The 20,739-nt window shown below is 71.6% G+C and carries 19 protein-coding genes; 11 read left to right on the forward strand and 8 right to left on the reverse strand.

Annotation, left to right across the window (positions count from 1 at the left end; all coding sequences use genetic code 11):
- Positions 1-177 precede the first annotated feature (177 nt).
- On the forward strand, positions 178-1,203 hold the full coding sequence (locus ACIBTS_RS03275) for a DUF3048 domain-containing protein (protein WP_399316186.1): 1,026 nt from the start codon (positions 178-180) through the stop codon (positions 1,201-1,203).
- 3 nt (positions 1,204-1,206) lie between these two features.
- On the opposite strand, the gene ACIBTS_RS03280 is transcribed toward ACIBTS_RS03275, so the two are convergent.
- Positions 1,207-1,671: a MarR family winged helix-turn-helix transcriptional regulator gene (locus ACIBTS_RS03280; protein WP_399316188.1), complete on the reverse strand. Its 465-nt coding sequence runs from the start codon at positions 1,669-1,671 to the stop codon at positions 1,207-1,209.
- A 176-nt stretch (positions 1,672-1,847) separates the two neighbouring features.
- Between ACIBTS_RS03280 and ACIBTS_RS03285 the strand changes: the two genes are divergently transcribed.
- Genes ACIBTS_RS03285 through pcaD form a run of 5 tightly spaced genes read left to right on the forward strand, consistent with a single transcriptional unit; the run spans position 1,848 to position 5,939 of the window.
- Positions 1,848-2,066 carry a hypothetical protein gene (locus tag ACIBTS_RS03285; protein WP_399316646.1) on the forward strand — a complete coding sequence of 73 codons (219 nt, stop codon included), beginning with the start codon at positions 1,848-1,850 and terminating at the stop codon, positions 2,064-2,066.
- Positions 2,063-2,836: a protocatechuate 3,4-dioxygenase subunit beta gene (pcaH, locus tag ACIBTS_RS03290; protein WP_319671234.1), complete on the forward strand. Its 774-nt coding sequence runs from the start codon at positions 2,063-2,065 to the stop codon at positions 2,834-2,836. Before ACIBTS_RS03285 ends, pcaH begins: the two co-directional genes overlap by 4 nt.
- Before the next feature lie 6 nt (positions 2,837-2,842).
- Positions 2,843-3,448 carry a protocatechuate 3,4-dioxygenase subunit alpha gene (gene pcaG, locus ACIBTS_RS03295; protein ID WP_399316191.1) on the forward strand — a complete coding sequence of 202 codons (606 nt, stop codon included), beginning with the start codon at positions 2,843-2,845 and terminating at the stop codon, positions 3,446-3,448.
- Between the two features lie 35 nt (positions 3,449-3,483).
- A complete protein-coding gene (gene pcaB, locus ACIBTS_RS03300) occupies positions 3,484-4,818 on the forward strand; it encodes a 3-carboxy-cis,cis-muconate cycloisomerase (RefSeq protein WP_399316607.1) in 1,335 nt (444 codons plus the stop codon).
- Complete coding sequence (pcaD, locus tag ACIBTS_RS03305; RefSeq protein ID WP_399316193.1) at positions 4,815-5,939, forward strand: 3-oxoadipate enol-lactonase; 1,125 nt, start codon at positions 4,815-4,817, stop codon at positions 5,937-5,939. Before pcaB ends, pcaD begins: the two co-directional genes overlap by 4 nt.
- Positions 5,940-5,976: 37 nt before the next feature.
- Here pcaD and ACIBTS_RS03310 read toward each other — a convergent pair whose 3' ends face one another.
- Positions 5,977-8,691 (reverse strand): ATP-binding protein, encoded by a 2,715-nt coding sequence (locus ACIBTS_RS03310; protein ID WP_399316195.1) that lies wholly within the window; start codon positions 8,689-8,691, stop codon positions 5,977-5,979.
- A gap of 299 nt (positions 8,692-8,990) precedes the next feature.
- On the opposite strand from ACIBTS_RS03310, the gene ACIBTS_RS03315 reads away from it, so the two are divergent.
- Positions 8,991-10,043 carry a DUF2510 domain-containing protein gene (locus ACIBTS_RS03315; protein WP_399316197.1) on the forward strand — a complete coding sequence of 351 codons (1,053 nt, stop codon included), beginning with the start codon at positions 8,991-8,993 and terminating at the stop codon, positions 10,041-10,043.
- Positions 10,044-10,304: 261 nt separating this feature from the next.
- Here the strand turns inward: ACIBTS_RS03315 and ACIBTS_RS03320 are convergent, their stop codons facing one another.
- Positions 10,305-10,931, reverse strand: coding sequence for a TetR/AcrR family transcriptional regulator (locus tag ACIBTS_RS03320; RefSeq protein WP_399316200.1), 627 nt, complete (start codon positions 10,929-10,931; stop codon positions 10,305-10,307).
- A 178-nt stretch (positions 10,932-11,109) separates the two neighbouring features.
- Between ACIBTS_RS03320 and ACIBTS_RS03325 the strand changes: the two genes are divergently transcribed.
- Both ACIBTS_RS03325 and ACIBTS_RS03330 read left to right on the forward strand, forming a co-directional pair.
- Entirely contained in the window at positions 11,110-11,907 is a 798-nt protein-coding gene (locus ACIBTS_RS03325; protein WP_399316202.1) for a phosphatase PAP2 family protein, read from the forward strand.
- Positions 11,904-12,878 (forward strand): hypothetical protein, encoded by a 975-nt coding sequence (locus tag ACIBTS_RS03330; RefSeq protein WP_399316204.1) that lies wholly within the window; start codon positions 11,904-11,906, stop codon positions 12,876-12,878. The genes ACIBTS_RS03325 and ACIBTS_RS03330 overlap by 4 nt, the downstream gene beginning before the upstream one ends.
- Before the next feature lie 6 nt (positions 12,879-12,884).
- Here the strand turns inward: ACIBTS_RS03330 and ACIBTS_RS03335 are convergent, their stop codons facing one another.
- Both ACIBTS_RS03335 and ACIBTS_RS03340 read right to left on the reverse strand, forming a co-directional pair.
- On the reverse strand, positions 12,885-13,580 hold the full coding sequence (locus ACIBTS_RS03335; RefSeq protein WP_399316206.1) for an LURP-one-related/scramblase family protein: 696 nt from the start codon (positions 13,578-13,580) through the stop codon (positions 12,885-12,887).
- Positions 13,581-13,658: 78 nt separating this feature from the next.
- On the reverse strand, positions 13,659-15,713 hold the full coding sequence (locus ACIBTS_RS03340) for a phosphocholine-specific phospholipase C (protein ID WP_399316208.1): 2,055 nt from the start codon (positions 15,711-15,713) through the stop codon (positions 13,659-13,661).
- 337 nt (positions 15,714-16,050) lie between these two features.
- On the opposite strand from ACIBTS_RS03340, the gene ACIBTS_RS03345 reads away from it, so the two are divergent.
- Positions 16,051-16,458, forward strand: a complete 408-nt coding sequence (locus ACIBTS_RS03345; RefSeq protein ID WP_399316210.1) for a PPOX class F420-dependent oxidoreductase — start codon at positions 16,051-16,053, stop codon at positions 16,456-16,458.
- Between the two features lie 344 nt (positions 16,459-16,802).
- Here the strand turns inward: ACIBTS_RS03345 and ACIBTS_RS03350 are convergent, their stop codons facing one another.
- From ACIBTS_RS03350 to ACIBTS_RS03360, 3 genes are all read right to left on the reverse strand, one after another.
- Positions 16,803-17,645 carry an alpha/beta hydrolase gene (locus ACIBTS_RS03350; protein WP_399316609.1) on the reverse strand — a complete coding sequence of 281 codons (843 nt, stop codon included), beginning with the start codon at positions 17,643-17,645 and terminating at the stop codon, positions 16,803-16,805.
- A 130-nt stretch (positions 17,646-17,775) separates the two neighbouring features.
- Complete coding sequence (locus tag ACIBTS_RS03355; protein ID WP_399316212.1) at positions 17,776-18,795, reverse strand: zinc-binding dehydrogenase; 1,020 nt, start codon at positions 18,793-18,795, stop codon at positions 17,776-17,778.
- Between the two features lie 74 nt (positions 18,796-18,869).
- Positions 18,870-19,715 carry an antibiotic biosynthesis monooxygenase gene (locus tag ACIBTS_RS03360; protein ID WP_399316214.1) on the reverse strand — a complete coding sequence of 282 codons (846 nt, stop codon included), beginning with the start codon at positions 19,713-19,715 and terminating at the stop codon, positions 18,870-18,872.
- 339 nt (positions 19,716-20,054) lie between these two features.
- Here ACIBTS_RS03360 and ACIBTS_RS03365 point away from each other — a divergent pair, with 339 nt between their 5' ends.
- Positions 20,055-20,636 carry a TetR/AcrR family transcriptional regulator gene (locus tag ACIBTS_RS03365; protein WP_399316217.1) on the forward strand — a complete coding sequence of 194 codons (582 nt, stop codon included), beginning with the start codon at positions 20,055-20,057 and terminating at the stop codon, positions 20,634-20,636.
- Positions 20,637-20,739: the final 103 nt, after the last annotated feature.

The following is a 20,739-nucleotide window of genomic DNA, read 5'->3' on the forward strand; positions in this document are numbered from 1 at the left end:
CGTGCCGCGCTCCCTCCGCCGGCCGGTCCGGCCCGGCGGGTCCGGGGGCACCGGGTCCTGGCTGCGGCCCGGGTACCCGGGCGCCCGGTCCCGAACCGCCGTGGCGGCCGGTCACGGTCACGGATGGCCACTGTCGAACGGATGAGCGCACAATCAAGACAGGGAACGGGGGTGGCCATGACGGACACGAGTCGTTCGAGACGCACGGGGCGGCGCGCGGGGCGCCTGGGGCACGTCCGGCCGCCGGCTGCGGTCGCGCTGTCGGCAGCGGCGCTGGCCGCCGCCCTGACGGTCTCGCTCGCCGCGGGCTGCACCTCCTCCCACGAGACCTCCCGGCCCGACGACGGCCGGAGCGCGTCGCAGAGCCCGGGTACGACCGGCCCCGGCACCGGCTCGGTGCTCGCCGTGAAGATCGACAACGCGCCGGGCGCCCGACCGCAGACCGGCCTCGACGCGGCGGACGTCGTGTACGCCGAGCAGGTCGAGGGCGGGCTGAGCCGGCTGATGGCCGTGTACGCGACGAGGCTGCCGGCGGCCGTCGGCCCGGTGCGCAGCGCCCGCGAGTCCGATCTGGAGCTACTGCGCCAGTTCGACCGGCCGGTGCTGGCGTTCTCCGGGGCGCAGGGCAAGCTGCTGCCGCTGATCGACCGGGCGCCGCTGGACGCCGTCACTCCCGAGAAGGCGTCCGGCGCCTACTACCGCGGCACGGACCGGGCCGCTCCGCACAACCTGTACCTGCGGCCGAGCCGGCTGCTGCCCGCCGCGCCGGGCGCCGCCGCGCTGACCACGGGCTTCCGTCACGGCGCCGCGCCCGCCGGCGGCAGGGCGGAGCGCTCGCAGACCGTGCGCTACCCGGCGGCTCGCTTCACCTTCACCTGGTCCGCGAGCCGGGCACGCTGGCTGGTCTCGATGGACGGCACACCGAGTGTGACGGCCGCCGGGCAGCCGGTGGCGCCGGCCACGGTGGTGGTGCAGTACGTGACGGTGCGCGCGTCGCGTTTCCACGACTTCCTCGGCAACAACACGCCGTACACCGAGACGGTGGGGGCGGGGAAGGCCGAGGTGCTGCGCGACGGACGCGTCTTCGACGTGAGCTGGAAGCGGGCGACGGCCACGGACGGCACGGACTTCACCGCCGACGACGGAAAGCCCGTCGCGTTCGCCGAGGGCCAGGTGTGGGTCGTGTTCGTGAAGGCGCCGTAGCCGTCAGTTCTGGGCGATGACGGGCTCCGCCGGGTTGCGCAGGCCTTCCGCCGCGTCCGAGACCCTGCGGATGAGGTCGAAGAACTGGGCCTGTTCCTCGGCGGTGAGCGGCGCGAGGAAGACCTGGTTCATCCGGGCCGTGCGCACGGCCAGCTTGCGGTGGGTGCGCAGGCCGTCATCGGTGAGGCGGAGCAGGAAACGGCGGCCGTCCTGCGGGTCGCGCACCTTGTCCAGCAGCCCACGGCGGCCGAGCCGGCTGATGACCTCGGCGATGGTCGACCGGTCGAGACCGACCCGCTCCCCCACGGTGCGCTGGTCCAGTCCCGGCTCGGCGACGAGCGCGTTCAGGACCGCGAACTGCGGCGATGTGGTGTCCTCGGAGACCATCGTGTTCCACAGGAGGTAGTGCGCCTGCTGCAGCCGCCGGGCCAGATGCCCGGGGTGGGTCGTGAGGTCCAACGCGGCCATGTGCACTCCCACTGTCCGAATTAGTCGGTGCACTGAACAATACCTGGCGTCCAGTGCGGCCCGCGAGTGATCGTCGTCCAACGAGGCCTTGACGGTTGCGCGCGCCGATGGCAGCGTGAGGCATCTCGCTGAAATACTCAGTGCGCTGATTAATTCGCGGAGATGAGGCTGCACGGATGGACGAGGTGGTCGCCACGGCCCTGGAGGCGGTGGCCGATGTCGGCAACTCCCACGCCACCGCCCTGCTGCTCGTGGGCAAGGAGGGACTGCAGACCACCGGCCGCGAGCTGCTCGCCCGTCGGCGGGGCGGCATCGGGGTCGCCGCCCTCCGCATCGGCGTGGGCCAGGGCCTCGCCCTCGTCCTCGAACGACAAGGAACCCAGGAAACGCCATGACTCTCACTCAAGCCGACATCGACCAGGAGATCGCGGCCGAGCACGCCGCGTACGAGAAGCGGCGCGCCGACGGAGCGCCCGTCGAGCACCAGCCGCGCCGCGACTACGCGCCGTACCGTTCCTCCGTCCTGCGCCACCCCAAGCAGCCGCCCGTCGCGATCGATGTCAGCAAGGACCCGGAGCTGGTGGAGCTGGCCTCCCCCGCCTTCGGCGAGCGGGACATCACCGAGATCGACAACGACCTCACCCGGCAGCACAACGGCGAGCCGATCGGTGAACGGATCACGGTTTCCGGCCGGTTGCTGAACCGCGACGGGCGTCCGGTCCGCGGCCAGCTGGTCGAGATCTGGCAGGCCAACTCGGCCGGCCGCTATGCGCACCAGCGCGAGCAGCACGACGCCCCGCTGGACCCGAACTTCACGGGCGTCGGCCGCACACTGACCGACGACAGCGGTTTCTACCGTTTCACCACCGTCCAGCCGGGCCCCTACCCCTGGCGTCAGCACGTCAACGCCTGGCGGCCGGCCCACATCCACTTCTCGCTGTTCGGCACGGCGTTCACCCAGCGGCTCGTGACGCAGATGTACTTCCCGAGCGACCCGCTGTTCCCGTACGACCCGATCATCCAGTCGGTGACGGACGACGCGGCGCGGCAGCGGCTGGTCGCGACCTACGACCACAGTCTGTCGGTGCCGGAGTTCTCGATGGGCTACCACTGGGACATCGTGCTCGACGGGCCGCACGCCACCTGGATCGAAGAAGGGCGCTGACCAGCGATGACGAAGATCGACACGAGCCGTCCGGAGACCGTGCTGCCCACGCCGTCGCACACGGTCGGCCCCTTCTACGGCCATGCCCTGCCGTTCCCCGGCGGCGGTGACATCGCCCCCGTCGGCCACCCGGACACGATCACGCTGCAGGGTCACGTGTACGACGGCGAGGGCAACCCGTTGCCGGACGCGTTTGTGGAGCTGTGGGGCGCGGACCCCGAGGGCAACCTCCCCCAGGTCGACGGCTCGATGCTGCGGGATGCGTCGAGCGGCGGTTTCCTGGGCCGCAACGGCGTCGAGTTCACCGGCTGGGGACGCGTCCAGACGGACGCGGGCGGCCACTGGTCGGCGCGGACGCTGCGGCCGGGCGCGCGCGGGCGCAGCGCCCCGTACCTGAGTGTGTGCGTGTTCGCGCGCGGGCTGCTGGTGCACCTGTTCACCCGGATCTACCTGCCCGGCGACGACGCGGCGCTCGCCGCCGATCCGCTGCTGGAGCAGCTGGACCCGGCGCGCCGCGCCACGCTGATCGCCCAGGACGGCCCGCTGGGCACCTACCGTTTCGACATCCGCCTTCAGGGCGAGGGCGAAACGGTCTTCCTGGAGTTCCAGTGACCCCTGCGCACACCGACGGTCCGTCCGAGACCGGCCTGTCCGAGACCGGCCTGTCCGAGGCCGATCTGCTCTCCCCCGGGTGGACCGGCTCCGCCGCCGCCTCCGCGACCGGTGACCACGCGTTTCTGCGGGCGTTGCTCGACGCGGAGGCCGCGCTGACCCGCGCCCAGGAGACGCTGGGGCTGGCCCCGGAAGGGGCCGGCGCGGCGGTCACCTCGGCGGCCGGCGCCGGCGACTTCGATGTGCGGTCCCTCGCCGAGCGGGCCCGAGGCGGCGGGAACCCGGTGATCCCGCTGGTCGCCGATCTGACGAAGGCGGTCGGCACGCAGTACGGCCCGTACGTCCACCGGGGCGCGACCAGCCAGGACATCATGGACACGGCGATGATGCTGGTGGCGGTGCGCACGCTCGGCCTCGTCCTGGCCGACCTCGACCGCAGTCGGCGCGCGCTGGCCCGGCTCGCCGCCGAGCACCGGGACACGCCGATGCCGGGCCGGACGCTCACCCAGCACGCCGTACCGACGACGTTCGGTCTGAAGGCGGCCGGCTGGCGGTCGCTGGTGCTCGACGCACGCGACCGCGTGACGGCCGTACGGGACACGCTGCCCGCCCAACTCGGCGGAGCGGCAGGGACCTTGGCGGCCTTCACGGCGTACGGCGCCGACGACGCGACCGCCCTGCCCGCCGTGTACGCCCGTGAACTCGGGTTGCGGGCACCACAGTTGCCGTGGCACACCCTGCGCACGCCGATCGCCGACCTCGCCGCCTGTCTGGCCTTCACGGCGGGTGCCCTGGGGAAGGTCGCGACGGACGTCCTCTGCCTCGCCCGCACCGAGATCGCCGAGGTGGCGGAGGGCAGCGGGGGCGGTTCCTCGGCCATGCCGCACAAGGCCAACCCGGTACGGTCCACGCTGATCGCGGCCGCCGCCCGGCGCGCCCCGCAGCTCGCGGCCACGTTGCAGGGGTCCTTGGCGGCGGAGGACGAGCGGCCCGCCGGGGCCTGGCACGCCGAGTGGGAGCCCCTGCGGGATCTGCTGCGGCTGGCCGGCGGGGCCGCCCGGGACGCGGCCGAGCTGACGGAGGGCCTGCGGGTGAACGCGGACGCGATGCGCGCGAACCTCGACCTCACCCACGGGCTGATCGTCTCCGAGCGGCTGTCCGCCGAGCTGTCGGCCGTGCTCGGCCGGGCCCGCGCCAAGGAGCTCCTCACCGAACTCGCCCGCCGCGCCTACGCCGAGGATCGTCCCCTGGTCGAACTCCTCGCCGAGGAACCCGACTTGAAGGACGTCGCGCTCGACGACCTCACCGACCCCGCCCGCTATACCGGCTCCGCCGGAGCCCTCACCGACCGCGCCCTGGAGCGACGTTGACCAAGAAACTGCTCAACCACCGTGCCGAGGGCCCGACTTCCGCGCCCCCGCTGCTGCTCGGCCCCTCGCTGGGCACCTCGTACGTGCTGTGGGACAAGGTGGCGCCGGAGCTGTCCGTCACGCATCGGGTGGTCCGCTGGGACCTGCCGGGGCACGGAGGTTCGGCGGCCGACCTGATCGGTCCCGGGGCCACCGTCGGCGATCTCGCCGAACTGGTGCTGGCGCTCGCCGACTCCCTCGGCCTGGAGCGGTTCGCGTACGCGGGTGTCTCCCTGGGCGGCGCGGTGGGTCTGCAGCTGGCGCTGCACCATCCCGAACGCCTCTCGTCGCTGGCGATGATCTGCTCCTCGGCCCACTTCAACGGGTCGAAGCCGTGGGAGGAGCGGGCCGCGCTGGTGCGCAGGGAGGGTCTGGCGGGGCTCGCCGAGAACGCGAACGCCCGTTGGTTCACACCGGGGTTCACCGTGCCGGAGCTGATCGCCGACCACCGTGACGCGGACCCGGGGGCCTACGCCGCGTGCTGTGACGCGCTGGGCTCGTTCGACCTGCGCGAGCGGCTGCCGGAGATCGCCGTACGGACGCTGCTGATCGCCGGGCGTCATGATCCGGCGACGCCGCCCGCGCATCTGCGGGAGATCGCGGACGCGGTGCCGGGTGCGGCGCTGGTCGAGCTGCCGGGCGCCTCGCACCTCGCGCCCGCCCAGTGTCCCGAGGCCGTGCTGACCGCGCTGCGGGCACATCTCGACGGCGGGGCGAAGCGGGGCATGCAGGTGCGGCGCGAGGTGCTCGGGGACGCGCATGTGGACCGGGCGCAGGCCGGGCAGGACGCGTTCACCGCGCGCTACCAGGACTTCATCTCGCGCTATGCCTGGGGCGAGATCTGGACCGACCCGACGCTCAGCCGCCGCGAGCGCAGCATGATCACACTGACCGCGCTGGTGGCGCACGGCCACTACGACGAGTTGGCCATGCACGTGCGAGCGGCCCGGCGCAACGGGCTCACGCCTGACGAGATCGGCGCGGTCCTGCTGCAGACGGCCGTCTACTGCGGGGTCCCGGCGGCGAACTCGGCATTCGCGACGGCCCAGCGGGTGCTGGCGGAGGAGGACGGGACCGGCTGAGACGCATCCGGCCGCAGCGCCGCAGAGCGTCTGGGAGCTACCTCCGGGTCTGTCCGGGGACGAGGCCCACCTGCGGCGCGCCCAGCCCCTTCAGGGCCAGCTGCGCCTTCTCCGCCAGGCCGTCGGCGCCGCAGGAACGGGCCAGGGTCAGGCCGCGGCCGAGTTCGGACGCCGAGCGCGACAGGATGCCGTACTCCACGCGGGCGGCGGCGTGTTCGTACTGGCAGGGCGAGGACTCCAGATAGGTGACCGCCTGCTGGGCGAGCCGGACCGCGCGCTGGCCGGTCTCCAGGGCGGCGGCGCAGCGCAGGGCCTCGCCGATCGCGGTGTCGGTGCCGAAGCGTTCGGCCTGTCGGCGGGCCTCGATGACGAGCCGGTTCGCGCGGTCCGGGTCCTCGCCGGCCAGGGCCCGGGCGAGGTCGACGGCCCAGGGGCTCATCACCGGGTTGAGGTGGCCGCGGGCGGTGGCGGCCTTCTCGGCGGCTTCCAGTTCGTTGATGCCGTCCTTGACCCGGCCGACGGCCAGCAGCAGCCGGCCGCGCACGGTGCGGGGGTCGGGCAGCACGATCGTCGACGGGTAGGGCGGGGCGAAGCCGTACTGTTCGGCGGTCTCCCAGGCCTCGGCGACCTGGCCGCGGACGAGCAGCGTGTCGACGAGGTTGCAGGTCGCCGACCAGTACAGGGGCAGGCCGCGGCCGACGCGTTCGGCGAGGCGCAGCGATTCCCTCAAGGACTCCTCGGCCTCCTTCAGCCGGCCCCGGCGGCGCAGTCCGACACCGAGGTAGGCGTGCGCCAGGGCGAGATGGCCGCCGCTCCAGCCGACGGAGACGTAGGCGCGCAGGGCCTCGTTGAGGAGGGCGTCAGCGCGGTCGAGCCGGTCGGTGTAGGCGTAGGAGCCGGCCAGCATCATCAGCAGTTCGATGCCCCACTCCTGGTCGGTCCAGCCGAGACCGGGGGCGAGGCGGCCGTTGACGAGGGCGCGGTCGCAGAACTCGACGACCTCCATGGCGTTCTCGCCGTGGATCGCCGCGTCGAAGCCGCGCAGGATGAGCAGGGCGCGCTCGGCGTTGTCCCGGCCGGTGCAGGCCGCGACGAGCGAGGCGAGTTTCTCCGAGCCGCGCAATGAGGCCGCCTCGCCGGCGTGCACGCCCTCCCACATGAGCTGCACGGCCTGCAGTCGCAGCCGGGCGGGTCCGGGGGCGTGCCGGGCGGCCTCCGCCTCGACCGTGCGGACGCCCTCCTCCAGCTGGTCGTTGTGCACGAGCGCCTGGGAGAGGCGGCAGACGGCGTCGACGCGCTCGGCGCCGTCGAGGCCGGGCATGCCGAGTGCCGTGCGCAGGTGTTCGATGGTCCTGGCGGGTGCGGTGAGGAAGGTCGCGGAGCCCAGTTCGTAGAGCACGTGCGCGTGGACGTCGGGGGCGGGCGGTTCCCGCAGAGCCCGTTCCAGACAGCGGCGGGCGGCGTCCGGGGCGCCGACGGCGAGGTGTTCGCGGGCGGCCTCGCGCAGCTGCTCGACGAGTTCCTCGTCGCCCTCCGCGTGGACCTGGAGGAGGTGCCGGGAGGCGGCCGCGAGGCCGTTGCCTGCGTCGGCGACGACCTGGGCGGCGATGCCGTGCATCGCGGTGCGCAGGCCGGTGGGGATGGAGTCGTAGACGGCGGAGGCGATCAGCGGGTGGACGAACTCCAGGTCGCCGTCGTCGGCGGGGACGGCGCCCGGGGCGGGTTCGGTGAGGATGCGGGCGTTGCGCAGCAGTTCGGCGCAGCGCACCGCGTCGTCCCGGCCGAGGCCGGCGAGCCGGGCCGCCTGGGCGACGGAGATGTCGGCGCCGAGGATCGCGGCGGCCATGGCGAACTTGGTGGCGTCGACGCCCAGTTTCTCCAGGCGGTCGACGAGGCCGCCGCCGCGGGCGGCGCGGTTCAGGGGGCGCAGTTCGGTGGCCGAGGACTCGCTCGGCTCCAGTTCGCTGTCGCGGACCTTGGCGAGGAGTTCGACGGTCTCGTAGGGGTTGCCGTCGGTGACGGCCCACACCTCGCGGCAGAACGCGGCGTCGGCGTGCGCGCCGAGGGTGGCGCGGGTGAGGCCGGCGACCGCGGCCGGCGTCAGGGCGCTGAGGCTGGTGACGGCGCGGCCCGCGGCCTCGCCGATGGCGTCGAGATGGCGGGCGGCGTCGCCCTTGACCTCGCCGGGCCGACGGGCCACGACGACCAGGACGGAGAGCTCGTCGAGGCGTTCGACGAGCGCGGCGAGCCAGCGCAGGGTCTCCTGGTCGGCCCAGTGCGCGTCGTCGACGAGGAGCACCAGCGGGTAGTCCCGCCTGGCGAGCCGGGTCACGGCGGCGACGAGGCCGTCGCACACGCCCTGCGGGTCGGCGTGGCCGTCGCCGGGTTCCGTTATGCCGAGGGCGGGGCCCGCGATGTCGTACCAGTCGCCGAGGTACTCGCGGACCTCCTCCGGGTGCAGGGACAGCAGCGTGGGCTGCAGCAACTGCCGTACCACATTGAAGGGGACGGACTTCAGGGTCTCGCCGCCGCGGGCCGACCACACCATGCAGCCGTGGTCCTCGGCTATGCGACGTGTCTCGGCCAGCAGAGCGGTCTTGCCGAATCCCGCCTCGCCCCGGAGCACCAGCAGGTGACCCGACGAGGACTGGCGGGCGCAGAGTGTCTCCACCGCCTGCGCGATCGCGGCGACTTCCCTCTCGCGCTCCCAGAGGGAAGTCGAGGCGGCCGCCGCCGGCCTGACCTCCGTCATCCCGCTACCTCCCCAAGTCGCCCGAACGACGTACAGACCTCGAGCGTAGCCGTCCGGGGGCCCGTGCGGAGGGCGGTCGGCGCAGGTCCCGCCTCGACGGGTGACAAGGGGCGGCCCTCGACGCCCCGGCGGGCCTGCGGGAGTGGCCTCCTGGCGTCAACGGCGGGTGACGCGCACCGAGTTGACGTCGAATTCACGCCAATCGGGCGGTCGGCGCACCGGTGCGCCGGCCGGAGCCGATTTCCGCCGAGTGCCCGCCCTCTCATCCGGCTTTCACCGACGCCTCATACGGTGGGGGCATGACGCAGGTGACTCCTCCCGGCTGGTATCCCGATCCGGGGCAGACAAGTGACGGTCCCGCCACCGAACGCTGGTGGGACGGCAAGACATGGACGGACCAGACCCGCGCCGCGGGCTCGGCCGCCGTATGGGGTCCGCCGGCGCAGACCCCGACCGATGGAACATATCCGGTGCAACCGGGGCATCCAGGCCATCCGAGCTATCCGGGCTATCCAGGTTATTCGGGTTATCCGGGTCAGCCCGGCGCCCCCGCGGGCGCGGGGCAGCGACGCGGGCTGCGGACGGGCATAGCCGTCGCGGCGGCCGTCGCGGTCCTCGCGAGCATCGGGGTCGGCGTGTACGCGCTGGCCAAGGACGACGGCACGGGCGGTGGCGGCGGCACGGCCCAGGGGTCGGGCGGACAAGGCGGTCCCGGCGGCAACGGCGGGCCGTTCGGCGGGTCCGGCGGCTCCGGTGGTTCGGGGGGATCCGGCGGCTCGGGCGGGGCTGCTCCCTCCCCCGGCGAGTCCGAGGCGCCGAAGATCAGGAGCGGTGCGGTGACCGACGCGCTCAACGGGATCAGCATCCCCATCCCGAAGGGGTGGACCGGCCAGGAGCTCAGCGTGGGGGCGCAGATCACCTCCGACTCCTCATACAAGTGCCCCGGCGACACCTCGAAGACCTGCACCAAGGGGGGCGTCTACTCGGCGCCCGTCGAGGCGCTGGAGACCAAGGGCAGCACCGCGGAGCAGGTGGCCAAGGCGGACATCGCGGCCAACGCCGAGGAGTCCTACGGCGGGAAGACGTACGGCTCGATCACCTCGCACCAGGTGCTCGCCTCGGAGGCGGTGACGGTGGCCGGGCAGAAGGGCTACCTGGTGCGCTGGAAGGCGGTCACGAGCAAGGGCGCGGACGGCGTCGTCGAGTCGCTGGCGTTCCCGGCGCCCGCGGACACCAAGCGGCTGATGGTGCTCCGCTTCGGCGTGGACGCGGACCAGAGCCTGACGGTCATCGACACGATCACCCAGGGCATCAAGGTGGCCAAGGGCGGCGGCCGCGGCCACGACGTCTGAGCCGGACCCGCAGGACCCACGGGACACACGTGACCCACAGGACCCACAGGACCCACAGGACCCACGAAACCCGCGGAACCCCCGAAACCCGCGGAATCCACGGGGCCCGCGGGTTTCATGGAGAAGCGATCGGCCGGGTGGGGCGCCCCTCCGCTCAAAGGGGAACCCCACCCGGCCGGGGGGTGCGCGCCGCCCCCGTCCCCACGGTGCGGCGCGAGCAGGCCGCCGTTCCGTCATCCCGGGAACGGCGGCCTGGGCCTTCTACGGTGACGCCACGGCGAGCCCGAGGGCGGGCAGTACGGCGGCCTCCACGAAGCGGACCAGGTAGTCCGGGTCGGCGTACTGTCCCTCGATCACCGGTCGGGCGCGGACCACGCCGAACAACTGCGCCGGGATGTACTCCAGCGCGGGATGGCCGGCCGGGATCTCCCCGCGCTCGACGCCGCGCCGCAGGATGTCCCGCAGCGCCTCGATCTCCGGGTCGATGAGCGCCTCGCGCAACGCGCGCGCGAGTTCCTCGTCACCGTTCACGGCGTGGCCGAGGGCCTGCAGCAGCTTGCTGTCGTTAGTCGACCAGCCGCCCGCGGCTCGCGCGGCCGCGCGCAGGTCGTCGGCGAGCGAACCGGTGTCGATGCCGGCGAGCCGCGCCGTCCGGCGGGAGCGCAGGGCCGCCACGACGAACTGGGGCTTGGTCTTCCACTGCCGGTAGAGCGTGGACTTGCTGCAGCGCGTGCTGGCCGCCACGCCTTCCATGGTGACCGCTTCATATCCGCATTCGCGGATCTGCTCGAGGACGGCGTCGAAGAACTCCATCTCACGCTCGGGCGTGATCTTGGAGCGGCGCGTTGCGGCGACCGGCTCCGGTCCCTCCGCGGCCTGCGACGTCATCTTCTCTCCCTCTCCGTTTCATGCCCGGTTCCAGTGTGGCGTATGTCAATCGAAACGCCAGTGTACCGGTACCGGTGCGTATCGGTACACTGGCGTATCGGAACGACTTAGTATCGATCGATCAAACGCGCCTCCGTCACAGCTCAACGCACCACCGTCACAGCGAAGGGGCCGGGGGATGAATGCCCGCACCGAGCCTGAACAAGCGGAACCGGCCACGCCGGCCCGGCCGCCGATAGTCCGCGAGTTCCTGCTTGTCGCAGGGCTCTTCCTGGTCTACAAGTTCGGCCGGCAGCTGGCCACGGGCCACACCGGCGAGGCCATCCGCAACGCCCACGACGTGTGGCATGTGGAACGGTGGCTGCATCTGCCCGGCGAGGGCTCGGTGCAGTCCCTGCTACTGCACGGCGACGGACTGGCCGAGGTCGCGAACACCTACTACGCGACCGTGCACTTCCCGGCCACCCTGGCCTTCCTGGTCTGGCTGTACCTGCGCCGCCCGGCGCACTACGTGTGGGCCCGCCGGGTGCTGGCCGCCCTCACCGCCGCCGCCCTGGTGCTGCATCTCGCCTTCCCCCTCGCCCCGCCCCGGATGCTGGCGGCGACGGGCCTGGTGGACACCGCCCGCGTGTACGGTCCGTCGGTGTACGGCCCGCCGCAGACGGACCACCTCTCCAACCAGTTCGCGGCGATGCCGTCGCTGCACTTCGGCTGGGCCCTGATGGTGGCGGTCGGCCTGATCGTCGCCACCCGGTCGCGGTGGCGGTGGCTGTGGCTGTTGCATCCGATGCTGACACTGCTGGTGATCGTGGGCACGGCGAACCACTACTGGCTCGACGCGATCGTGGCGGGCGCCCTGCTCGGTGTCGCGCTCACGCTGATCCACGCCCCCCGGCGCACGGCCACCACGGCCGGACGCGGTACGGGCACCCTCGTCCCGGCCGAACAGCCCGTCCTGGTGGGAGCGGGCCGATGAACGCCACCCTCGTCGCCGTCGTCCTGTCCCTCTTCTCGGCCGTCGCGTACGCGGCCGCCGCCGTCGCGCAGGAGTGGCTGGCCTCCCGGCACCCCGGCACCGGCCTGCTGCGGATGCTCGGCAACGGTGCCTGGTGGTGGTCGGTGGGGCTGAACGCCTCCGCCGCGCTGCTGCACGTGGTCGCCCTGAAGTACGGACCGCTCACCGTGGTGCAGCCGCTGGGGGCGCTCACGCTGGTCGCGGCGGTGCCGATGGGCGCGCGGGTCGCGGGGCGCAAGGTCACCTTCGCCGAGTGGCGGGGCACCGCCCTCACCCTGGCCGGTCTGGCCGCGATCCTGGTCACGGCCTCGGGGCCGGCCCCCGAGACCGTCCTGACTCTGCCGGAGGCGGTCGCGGTCTCCGGGGCGACGGCGGCGCTGATCGGGCTGCTGGCCCGGCGTGGCGCCAAGCCCGGACTGCGGCACGCGACGGCGTCCGGTTTCGCCTCCGGGGTCGCCTCGGCGCTCACCCAGACGGTGACCGTGGCCGCGACGGACCGGTCGGGGCCGCTGCTCAGCGTGCAGGTGATCGTGGTGGCGCTGCTGGTCGCGGCCTTCGCGACGAGCGGGCTGCTGCTGTCGCAGACCGCCTACCGGGGCGGTCTCGGCGCCCCGCTGGCGATGGTGACGCTGGCCAACCCGGTGGCCGCCGCGGCGATAGGCCTCCTGCTCCTCGGCGAACGCCTCCAGGGCGGCTTCGCGGGCGTGCTTCTCGCCCTCGCGGGAGCGGCGCTCGCGGGGCGGGGCGTGGTACTGCTGTCGAGGGCCGCGCCGGAACCCGGCGCGATCCATGGACTCGACGCACCCCACGAGGTACCCGCGGAGGAGCACCCGGTGGCGGCGGTGCTGGCCCTGCACCCGCAGACGGCGTCGGCCGAACCGGCGCTGCTGCCCCGGCCGAGGTCCGAGCCGGGGCATCTCACGCCGCTGTGACGGGCGTCAGCCGATACCGCGGGCGTCCTGCTTCAGCGCCGTGTCCACGGTCAGAGCGGTGGCGACGACCAGGCTGAGCAGCGGCTCGGGCAGTTGGTAGTGGATCTGCAGGACGTAGTTGTCCGCGGTGGTGAACACCGTCTTGGCGAGGCCTTCCCAGGTCTTGGTGATCCTGGCGACCTCGTTCTCCTCGTGGTCGACGATGGCGAAGTTCCACGCCCGCCAGTTCTCCGCCTTGATGGCGCCGATCTGCCGGCCGTCGGCGTTGATCGCGAAGTTGATCTTCCCGAAGACGTTCTGCTGGACGATCTCCCCGACCTGCTGCCCGTCGGGGCGGGTCACGATCACGCGGGACTTGAAGATCTTCGCGGGACGGGTCAGCCGCAGCACCGGCTGACCGTGGGCGTCGCGGATCTCCAGCTTGTGCGTGAGGTACTGGTCCCAGTCGCTGAGGAAGCGCACGACCTTGCGCAGGAAACCCTGGCCGACCTCGACCACGGAACCGAGCTGGTTGCCCTGCTGGTCCATGACCTTGTACTCGTTGGTCAGCTCGATGAGCTTGGCCTTCTGGTTCACCACCAGCACCGGCTCGCTGAACAGCGTGCCGCCGCCGGGGCCGCTGGGGGCGACCCCGGCCTGCTGCTCCAGCTGGCGCTGGACCCGCGGGTCAGGACCGGCGGGCTTGTTCGAATGTATGTTCACCGGGGCACACTATCCCGAGCCCACCGGGACCTGACCAGCCCTCACGATGCCGCGTCGACCGGGTATTCACCTCCGCCGCTACTCCGTGATGATCGCCGGGTCGCTCACGCCGGGACGGCCGTTCTCGACGTGGCCGGCGAACCGCCTGAGGAACGCGCGGTCCGCGGTGGACGTGACGGTGAGGTCGTACCACCGTCGGCTCGCGCGCAGGTCCACGGTGCGCTTGACCACGGCCCCGGGCCGCAGCTTGACGGTCGTGGTCCGGCCGCCGTACCCGTCGGCCAGCTTCAGCTCCACCGTGTCGTAGCCGCCGTGGGTGAAGGTCAGTTCGATGCCGTCGCTGAGATGCCGGGCGACCACCTCGGTGCCGGCCGCCTTCCCGGCCTGCTTGACCACGCGCAGGAATCCGTTCGGGCCGTGCACGGTCAGGTCGTGCGAGCCGCCGGAGTACGCCGAGTTCCAGGTGTCGGAGACGGTCGTGCCCGCCCCGGTGGTGTAACTCCACGGCCCGTCGGTGCGGTTGCCGGAGGTGACCAGGAAGGCGGCGCCGGCCTTGGCCCCGGAGGCGAAGGTGAGGGTGAGCTTCCCGGCGGTCGGATCGACCGAAGCGTCCACTGCGGGGCTGTACTTGAGCGGGCGGGTCGGGCGGTGGCCGCGCTCCTGCTTCGGCAGGGCGGGGTTGGCCGGCGGGGTGGGCACGTAGTCGGGGTGGCGGTTCCTGTCCGGGGGCCGGTAGCCGTCGGTGTCGGGCAGGGCGAGTGGCCGGGTGTCCTTGCGGGAGAAGTCGAAGGCGGAGGTCAGATCGCCGCAGACCGCCCGGCGCCACGGCGAGATGTTCGGCTCGTGGACGCCGAAGCGGCGCTCCATGAACCGGATGACGGAGGTGTGGTCGAGCGTCTCGGAGCAGACGTAGCCGCCCTTGCTCCAGGGGGAGACGACGAGCATCGGCACCCGCTGGCCGAGTCCGTAGGGGCCGGCGGTGTGTCCGCTCTCGCCCTTGAAGAGGTCCGGGCCGACGTCGACCGTCGATCTGCCCTGCGCGGCCGAGGCCGGCGGGAACGGCGGGAGCAGGTGGTCGAAGAAGCCGTCGTTCTCGTCGTAGGTGACGAACAGCGCCGTCCTCGCCCACACCTTCGGGTCCGAGGTGAGCACGTCGAGGACCTGGGCGATGTACCAGGCACCGTAGTTGGCGGGCCAGTTGGGGTGCTCGGTGAAGGCCTCGGGCGCGACGATCCAGGAGATCTGCGGCAGCTTGCCGCCCTTGACGTCGGCCTTCAGCTGGTCGAAGAAGCCCTCGCCCTTGCGGGCGTCGGTGCCGGTGCGGGCCTTGTCGTACAGCGGGTCGCCGGGCTGGGCGTTCTGGTACTGGGTGAAGTAGAGCAGCGAGTTGTCGCCGTAGTTGCCGCGGTAGGCGTCCTGGATCCAGCCCCAGCTGCCTGCCTTGTCCAGGCCGTCGCCGACGTCCTGGTAGATCTTCCAGGAGACCCCCGCCTGCTCCAGACGTTCGGGGTACGTCGTCCAGCTGTAGCCGACCTCGTCGTTGCCGAGGACCGGGCCGCCGCCCTTGCCGTCATTGCCGGTGTAGCCGGTCCACAGGTAGTAGCGGTTGGGGTCGGTGGAGCCGATGAAGGAGCAGTGGTAGGCGTCGCAGATGGTGAAGCTGTCGGCGAGCGCGTAGTGGAAGGGGATGTCCTCGCGGGTGAGGTACGCCATCGTCGTGGCGCCCTTCGAGGGCACCCACTTGTCGTACTTGCCCCCGTTGAAGGCGGCATGGCCGTCGTTCCAGCCGTGCGGGAGGTCCTGGATGAAGGCGAGGCCCAGGTCGTCGGCGTCGGGGTGGAACGGCAGGACGTCCTTGCCGCCGGCGTCCGGCTGGTGCCAGACGGACTTTCCGCCGGCCAGGGTCACCGGGCGGGGGTCGCCGAAGCCGCGGACGCCCCTCAGCTTGCCGTAGTAGTGGTCGAAGGACCGGTTCTCCTGCATCAGGACGACGATGTGCTCGACGTCCTCGATCGACCCCGTGCGGTGGTTCGCGGGCAGCGCGGCGGCGCGCTCGACGGAGCTGGAGAGCGCGGTGAACGCCGTGGTGGCGCCCGCGAGTTGGAGGAAGCGGCGCCGGTTTACTTCGGACATGGGTGAGGCACCTCTCGTGCAGCTGGGGTTCTGCCGGCCGGTTCGGTGACGGAGTGCGCGCGCAAGGATTTTTCCAAGGGCACCGAACGTCAGGGAAGGGTCGGATGACGCCGATGTGAAAGTCGACGGTACGTGGGGTGCGCGACAGGCCACGAGATCACCAAGTGCCTCCAACGGCCGTACGGAGAACGGGAGTCACGGTCGGGCCGTCGATGTCCCGCCCGACGGGAATTCTCGTGGCCGCGCCAGGGTTGCAGCACACGCGCTTCGCGGATCCACCGCACCCTCGTGGCACCGCTTCGACCTCACATACGACATCGGACAAAGGACTTCGACCGTGGCAGCCGAGCTCTCCGACGAACTGAAGAAGTACCTCGACGACTCCCGGGTCTTCGCGACCGTGGCGACGGTGGCGGCCGACGGGCGGCCGCACCTGACCGTCGTCTGGATCAAGCGCGACGGCGACGACCTGCTGTTCTCCACCACCGTGGACCGGGCGCAGGGCAAGAACATCGCTCGTGACCCGCGCGTCACCGTGATGATCAACCCGCCCGAGAACCCGTACACCTACGCCGAGATCCGCGGCACCGCGACGCTCACCCCCGATCCCGCGGGCGACCTGGTGAACGAGCTCTCCCTCAAGTACACGGGCCAGGAGTACGCCACCTTCAACCCGGCCTCGAAGAACGACGGGGAACGCGTCATCGTCCGCGTCACTCCGAGCAGGACAACCGGACGGCTCTGACCAGCCCTTTACAGCACGCGCGGGCGCAACGCGGCCGGTGGCGGCCGCCCGCCCGTGGAGGGCGCAGCGCAGCTGGGCCAGGACGAGCAGGGCCTGCCTGTGCGGGGGCAGGCGCCGCCGGCGGGTGCCGACCCTTCGGCGGCGCTCGGCGAACTGCCCGGTCAGGAGGCGCAAGTGTGAGCTGCCAGGTCGATCGCGGACGGGTGGACAACCACGACGACGCTCCTGGTCAAGCGAGTGACCTTGGTTGTGAACTCGCCTACCAGGAGCTTCGCGCCTTTGTGCGACCAGGGTGCAGCCCACCTCACCGCAGCCGGCGCCAGGTTGGATGATGCGTGTATCGATCAATCCTCGTTGGGCCGCCACAGCCAGCGCAGAGCGTCCGGCAGCAGGACGCCGCCGTGGTTCGGGCTGTGTCCGCCGTCTCCCAGGACAAGGCGGAAGTCGTAGCCCGCTTCGGCAAGAGCGGCTGCCACGCGCAGGTTTTCGGCGAGCCAGTTCCCCTGTGGCTCATTCCAGTGCAGGTCGCGGTGGCCGCTTTGCATGAAGATGCGCAGCGGCTTGCGGGGGACGCGGGAGACGAGGTCCGGGTAGGGATTGCCGTCCGGCATCTGCGCGAAGCTGGACAGGCATCCGATGACGCGGCGGAACCTGTCCGGACGCAGCCACGCGGCGGTGAAGGCACAGTTGCCGCCGCTGCTCCCACCGCAGATGCCCCACCTTTCGGGCGACTGGGCGATGGTGTACCGCTCCGCAACCTGCGGGATGATCTCAGTGAGGAGGAAGGTGACGTACTGGTCGTCGAAGGCGTCGTACTCGTTGTTACGGTTCTTCGGGTTCTCCGCATCGGGGAAGACGCCGGGATCGACGAACACGCCGATGGTGACGGGGATGTCGCCGCGGTGAACGAGGTTGTCCAGGACGATCGCGCCGCGTACCTCCCCCGCGGGGTCCAGATACCACCATCCGTCCTGGAACACCATCAAGGATGCCGGTTCCGCCGGGTCGTACTGTGCAGGCACGTGTACCCAGAACTTCCGGAAGGTTCCTGGGTAGACCTCGCTGCCCCTCCACTCGAGCTCGACGGTCTCGCCGGCGGGCACGCCCGGCTGGAGAGCGGAATCGGGCCCGTGGATGTAGCGCACGTCGGACTGGTCGATCGGAAGTGGCTGGTAAGGCATCTCCATGGTCACGGGGAACAACCGTAGGGCGATCACCACCCTTCGCCACAAGGGATTTTCGTCCAGACGCTCCGACTGGCAGTTGGGCCTGCATCGTCGCGACGCGTCGCCAACGACGGGCCGACGGACCCGGTCTTCAGTTCTCCAGGACGAAGATCGGCTTGTGGCCGGGCCCGTCGGAGGTCAGCACGGTGGGGATCTCCTCCCAGGTGTGGATGGAGCTGGTGACCAGTTCGGGGTGGAGCTTGCCCGCGGCCACCGCTTCAAGAGTGGGTGTCATGTTCGGCCGCGCATGCCCCTTGCCGTTGTGGAAGTGGACCCCGCGCTGGTAGAGCGCGAGCAGCGGGAGCTGGACGTCGTCGAAGTAGATGCCGACGCTGTTGACATGACCCTCGGGCATGACCGACAGCAGCGCCTTGCGCAGCCGCTCGGGGTCGCAGCCGGCGTCCACCGCGAGGTGGAAGTCCTTCTCGCGCTTGCCGTGGATGTCGTGGACCTCGGCGCCGAGCTGCTCGGCGACCTTCATCCTGACCGGGTCGTCGTCGTAGTACACGGTGCGGGCGCCGGCGCAGTGCACCGCGACGTCGACGCAGTACAGGCCGATCGAACCGGTCCCGCCGAAGACCGCGACCTTCGGGTCGGTGATCTGGGCCACGGTCGGCATCACCGTCTCCCAGCCGAGCGCGAGGTTGTCGCCGATCGACGCCAGGTGCACGGGGTCGACCCCGGCGGGCAGCCTGGCGAGGTTGAAGTCCGCGTAGGGGACGCGGATGAGCTCGTCGAAGGTCCCGCCCCAGGCCCCGTTCACCGGAAGGCCGTACTGGGCGTCGCCGTGGCGGAGACAGCGGGCGGTGTGTCCGAGCTTGCACTGTGCGCAGGTGCCGCAGGCGATGTGCCAGGCGACGCCGACGACGTCGCCGACCGCTACGTCCGTGCAGTCGGGGCCGACCTCGACCACCGTGCCCACGCACTCGTGGCCGAGTGGGAAGGGACCGAAGCCGGAGAACGGGGTCTTGTCGGCGATGACGTGGTGGTCGAGGTCGCACGTCGTGGCCGCGAGCGGGCGTACGAGCGCGTCCGTGCCGTCGACGATGGTGGGGGCGTCGACCTCGTCGAAGCGCAGCTGTCCGGGCGCGACGAACATCAGGCTCTTCATGGGAAATCTCCTCCAGGATGATGGGCGGAACCTGGCCGACGGGCATGGCTGTCGGCCAGGGCCAAAGTGGTCGGTCAGACGGTGCCGAGGTCCGGTGCGCCGGCGGCGAGGGCGTCCAGGAAGAGCGCGTCCGGGGGGCCGGCCAGTGCCTGCGCCAGGGCGACGCCGATCTCCCGCATCACGGCGCCCTTCATGTGTGCGCCCAGCGCCTCCTGCGAGGCCCACTTCTCGATCATGACGAACTCCCCGGTGGTGCCCGCCTTGCGGTGCAGCGCGTACAGCAGGCACCCGGGTTCGGCGTGCACGGCGGGTATGGCCGCCTTGAACGTCTTCTCGACCAGCTCTTCCTGGCCCGGCTTGGCGACGATCGTCGCCACCAGGACTACCGGCTCGGCCATGGGTGACCCCTTTCGTTTTATGACAGTCGTTATAACTATGGCAGATGTGGTTGTGCGCGGAGTCACCGGCTGCGCGATGTCGGACACCTCCGGCGGGGGGCCGGCGAAGGTCTTGGGCGCACTGTGCAGCCCGGTGCCCATGCGGTTCATGACGTACGCGATCGCGGCCCGGCGTTCCGTGCCGATCACGACCACCGATCCGCCCCAGCCCGTCCAGAAGCAGATCCGGCCTTCCGGGAGATACGTCACCGCGGGCGACGGCAGTCCGAAACCGAGCCCGAAGCGCAGATGCGCGCCGAGCACCAGGTCAGGGCTGTCGGTCTGCCACTCGAAGATCAGGTCGATCGTCCGCGGCGACAGCAGTCGTACGCCGTCCAGCGTGCCGCCGCAGGCGATGACGGCGTGGATCCGGGCGAGCGAGCGGGCGTTGCCGTGACCGCCCGCCGCGCCGATCTCCGCACGACGCCACTCAGGACGCCACGACTCGTCCGCACCGCCCAGTGGTCCGGTGAAGGTCTTCATCGCCACGCCGTTCGGTTCGCGCCGGTGAGCTCGCTCGACCGGAACGGCGGCGGGACGACGTCGGCGACCCGACCGAACTCGGAGTCCGGCAGCCCGATATGGAAGTCGGCGCCGAGCGGACCGGTGATCTCCTCGGCGACGAACCGGCCAAGGGTGCGCCCGTCGAACCGCCGGGTCAGCCGTTGCGTCGGTCTCGTTTCGCCGGTCTCGTTTCGCCGGTGCGCCGGTCCGGGACGCGAGCCGGATCAGCCTCATGAGCAGGCCTGCCTCTGCCGCAGGTGGGGTCACGCTACGCTATGACGGTCGTTATAAACAATGGGACCGGAAGGAATCGCGTCCATGAAGCCCAGTCCGACGGTGCGCGAGCGGATCGTGGCAGGTGCGGCCGACATGATCAGCCGGCGCGGCCTCAACGCGACCAGCATCCGCGAGACCGCCAAGTACACCGGGGCACCGCTGGGTTCGACGTACCACTACTTCCCCGACGGCAAGCAGCAGTTGGCCACGGAAGCCGTCCGGTACACGGGCGAGTGGACCGCCCGGGGTCTGCGCAGGGCACTGGAGGCCGGTCCGGTCGCCGGACTGCGGGATTTCCTCGCCGTGTGGCGCAGGATCGTCGTGGACAGCGACTTCCGGGCCGGCTGCCCCGTCCTCGCCGTCTCCATCGAGGAACCCGCGACCGATGAGGCAACCACCGCCGTCGCGGCCGCCGCCGACGTCTTCACGACCTGGGAGGGCCTGCTCTCCGACTCGCTGCGCGAGCACGGCGTCGAGCCCGGCCAGGCGGCGCAGCTTGCCACGCTCATCGTCGCCGCCGTCGAGGGCACCGTGGCCATGTGCCGCGCCAAGCGCAGCACCCAGCCCCTCGATGACACCGCCGAGCAGTTGCAGGCGCTCATCCTGGCCACGATCAAGGACTGAGCCGTCTCCCGGCATTCCGCTTCGGACACCCAGCGCGGCGCGCACCGCCTTGACCCGATCCTCGGTGAACGCCCCGCTCTCCAGCAGCGGCAGGATCGACAGC

Origin of the sequence: Streptomyces sp. NPDC050121, assembly GCF_044460385.1 — a bacterium.
Taxonomy (GTDB): Bacteria; Actinomycetota; Actinomycetes; order Streptomycetales; family Streptomycetaceae; genus Streptomyces; species Streptomyces soliscabiei.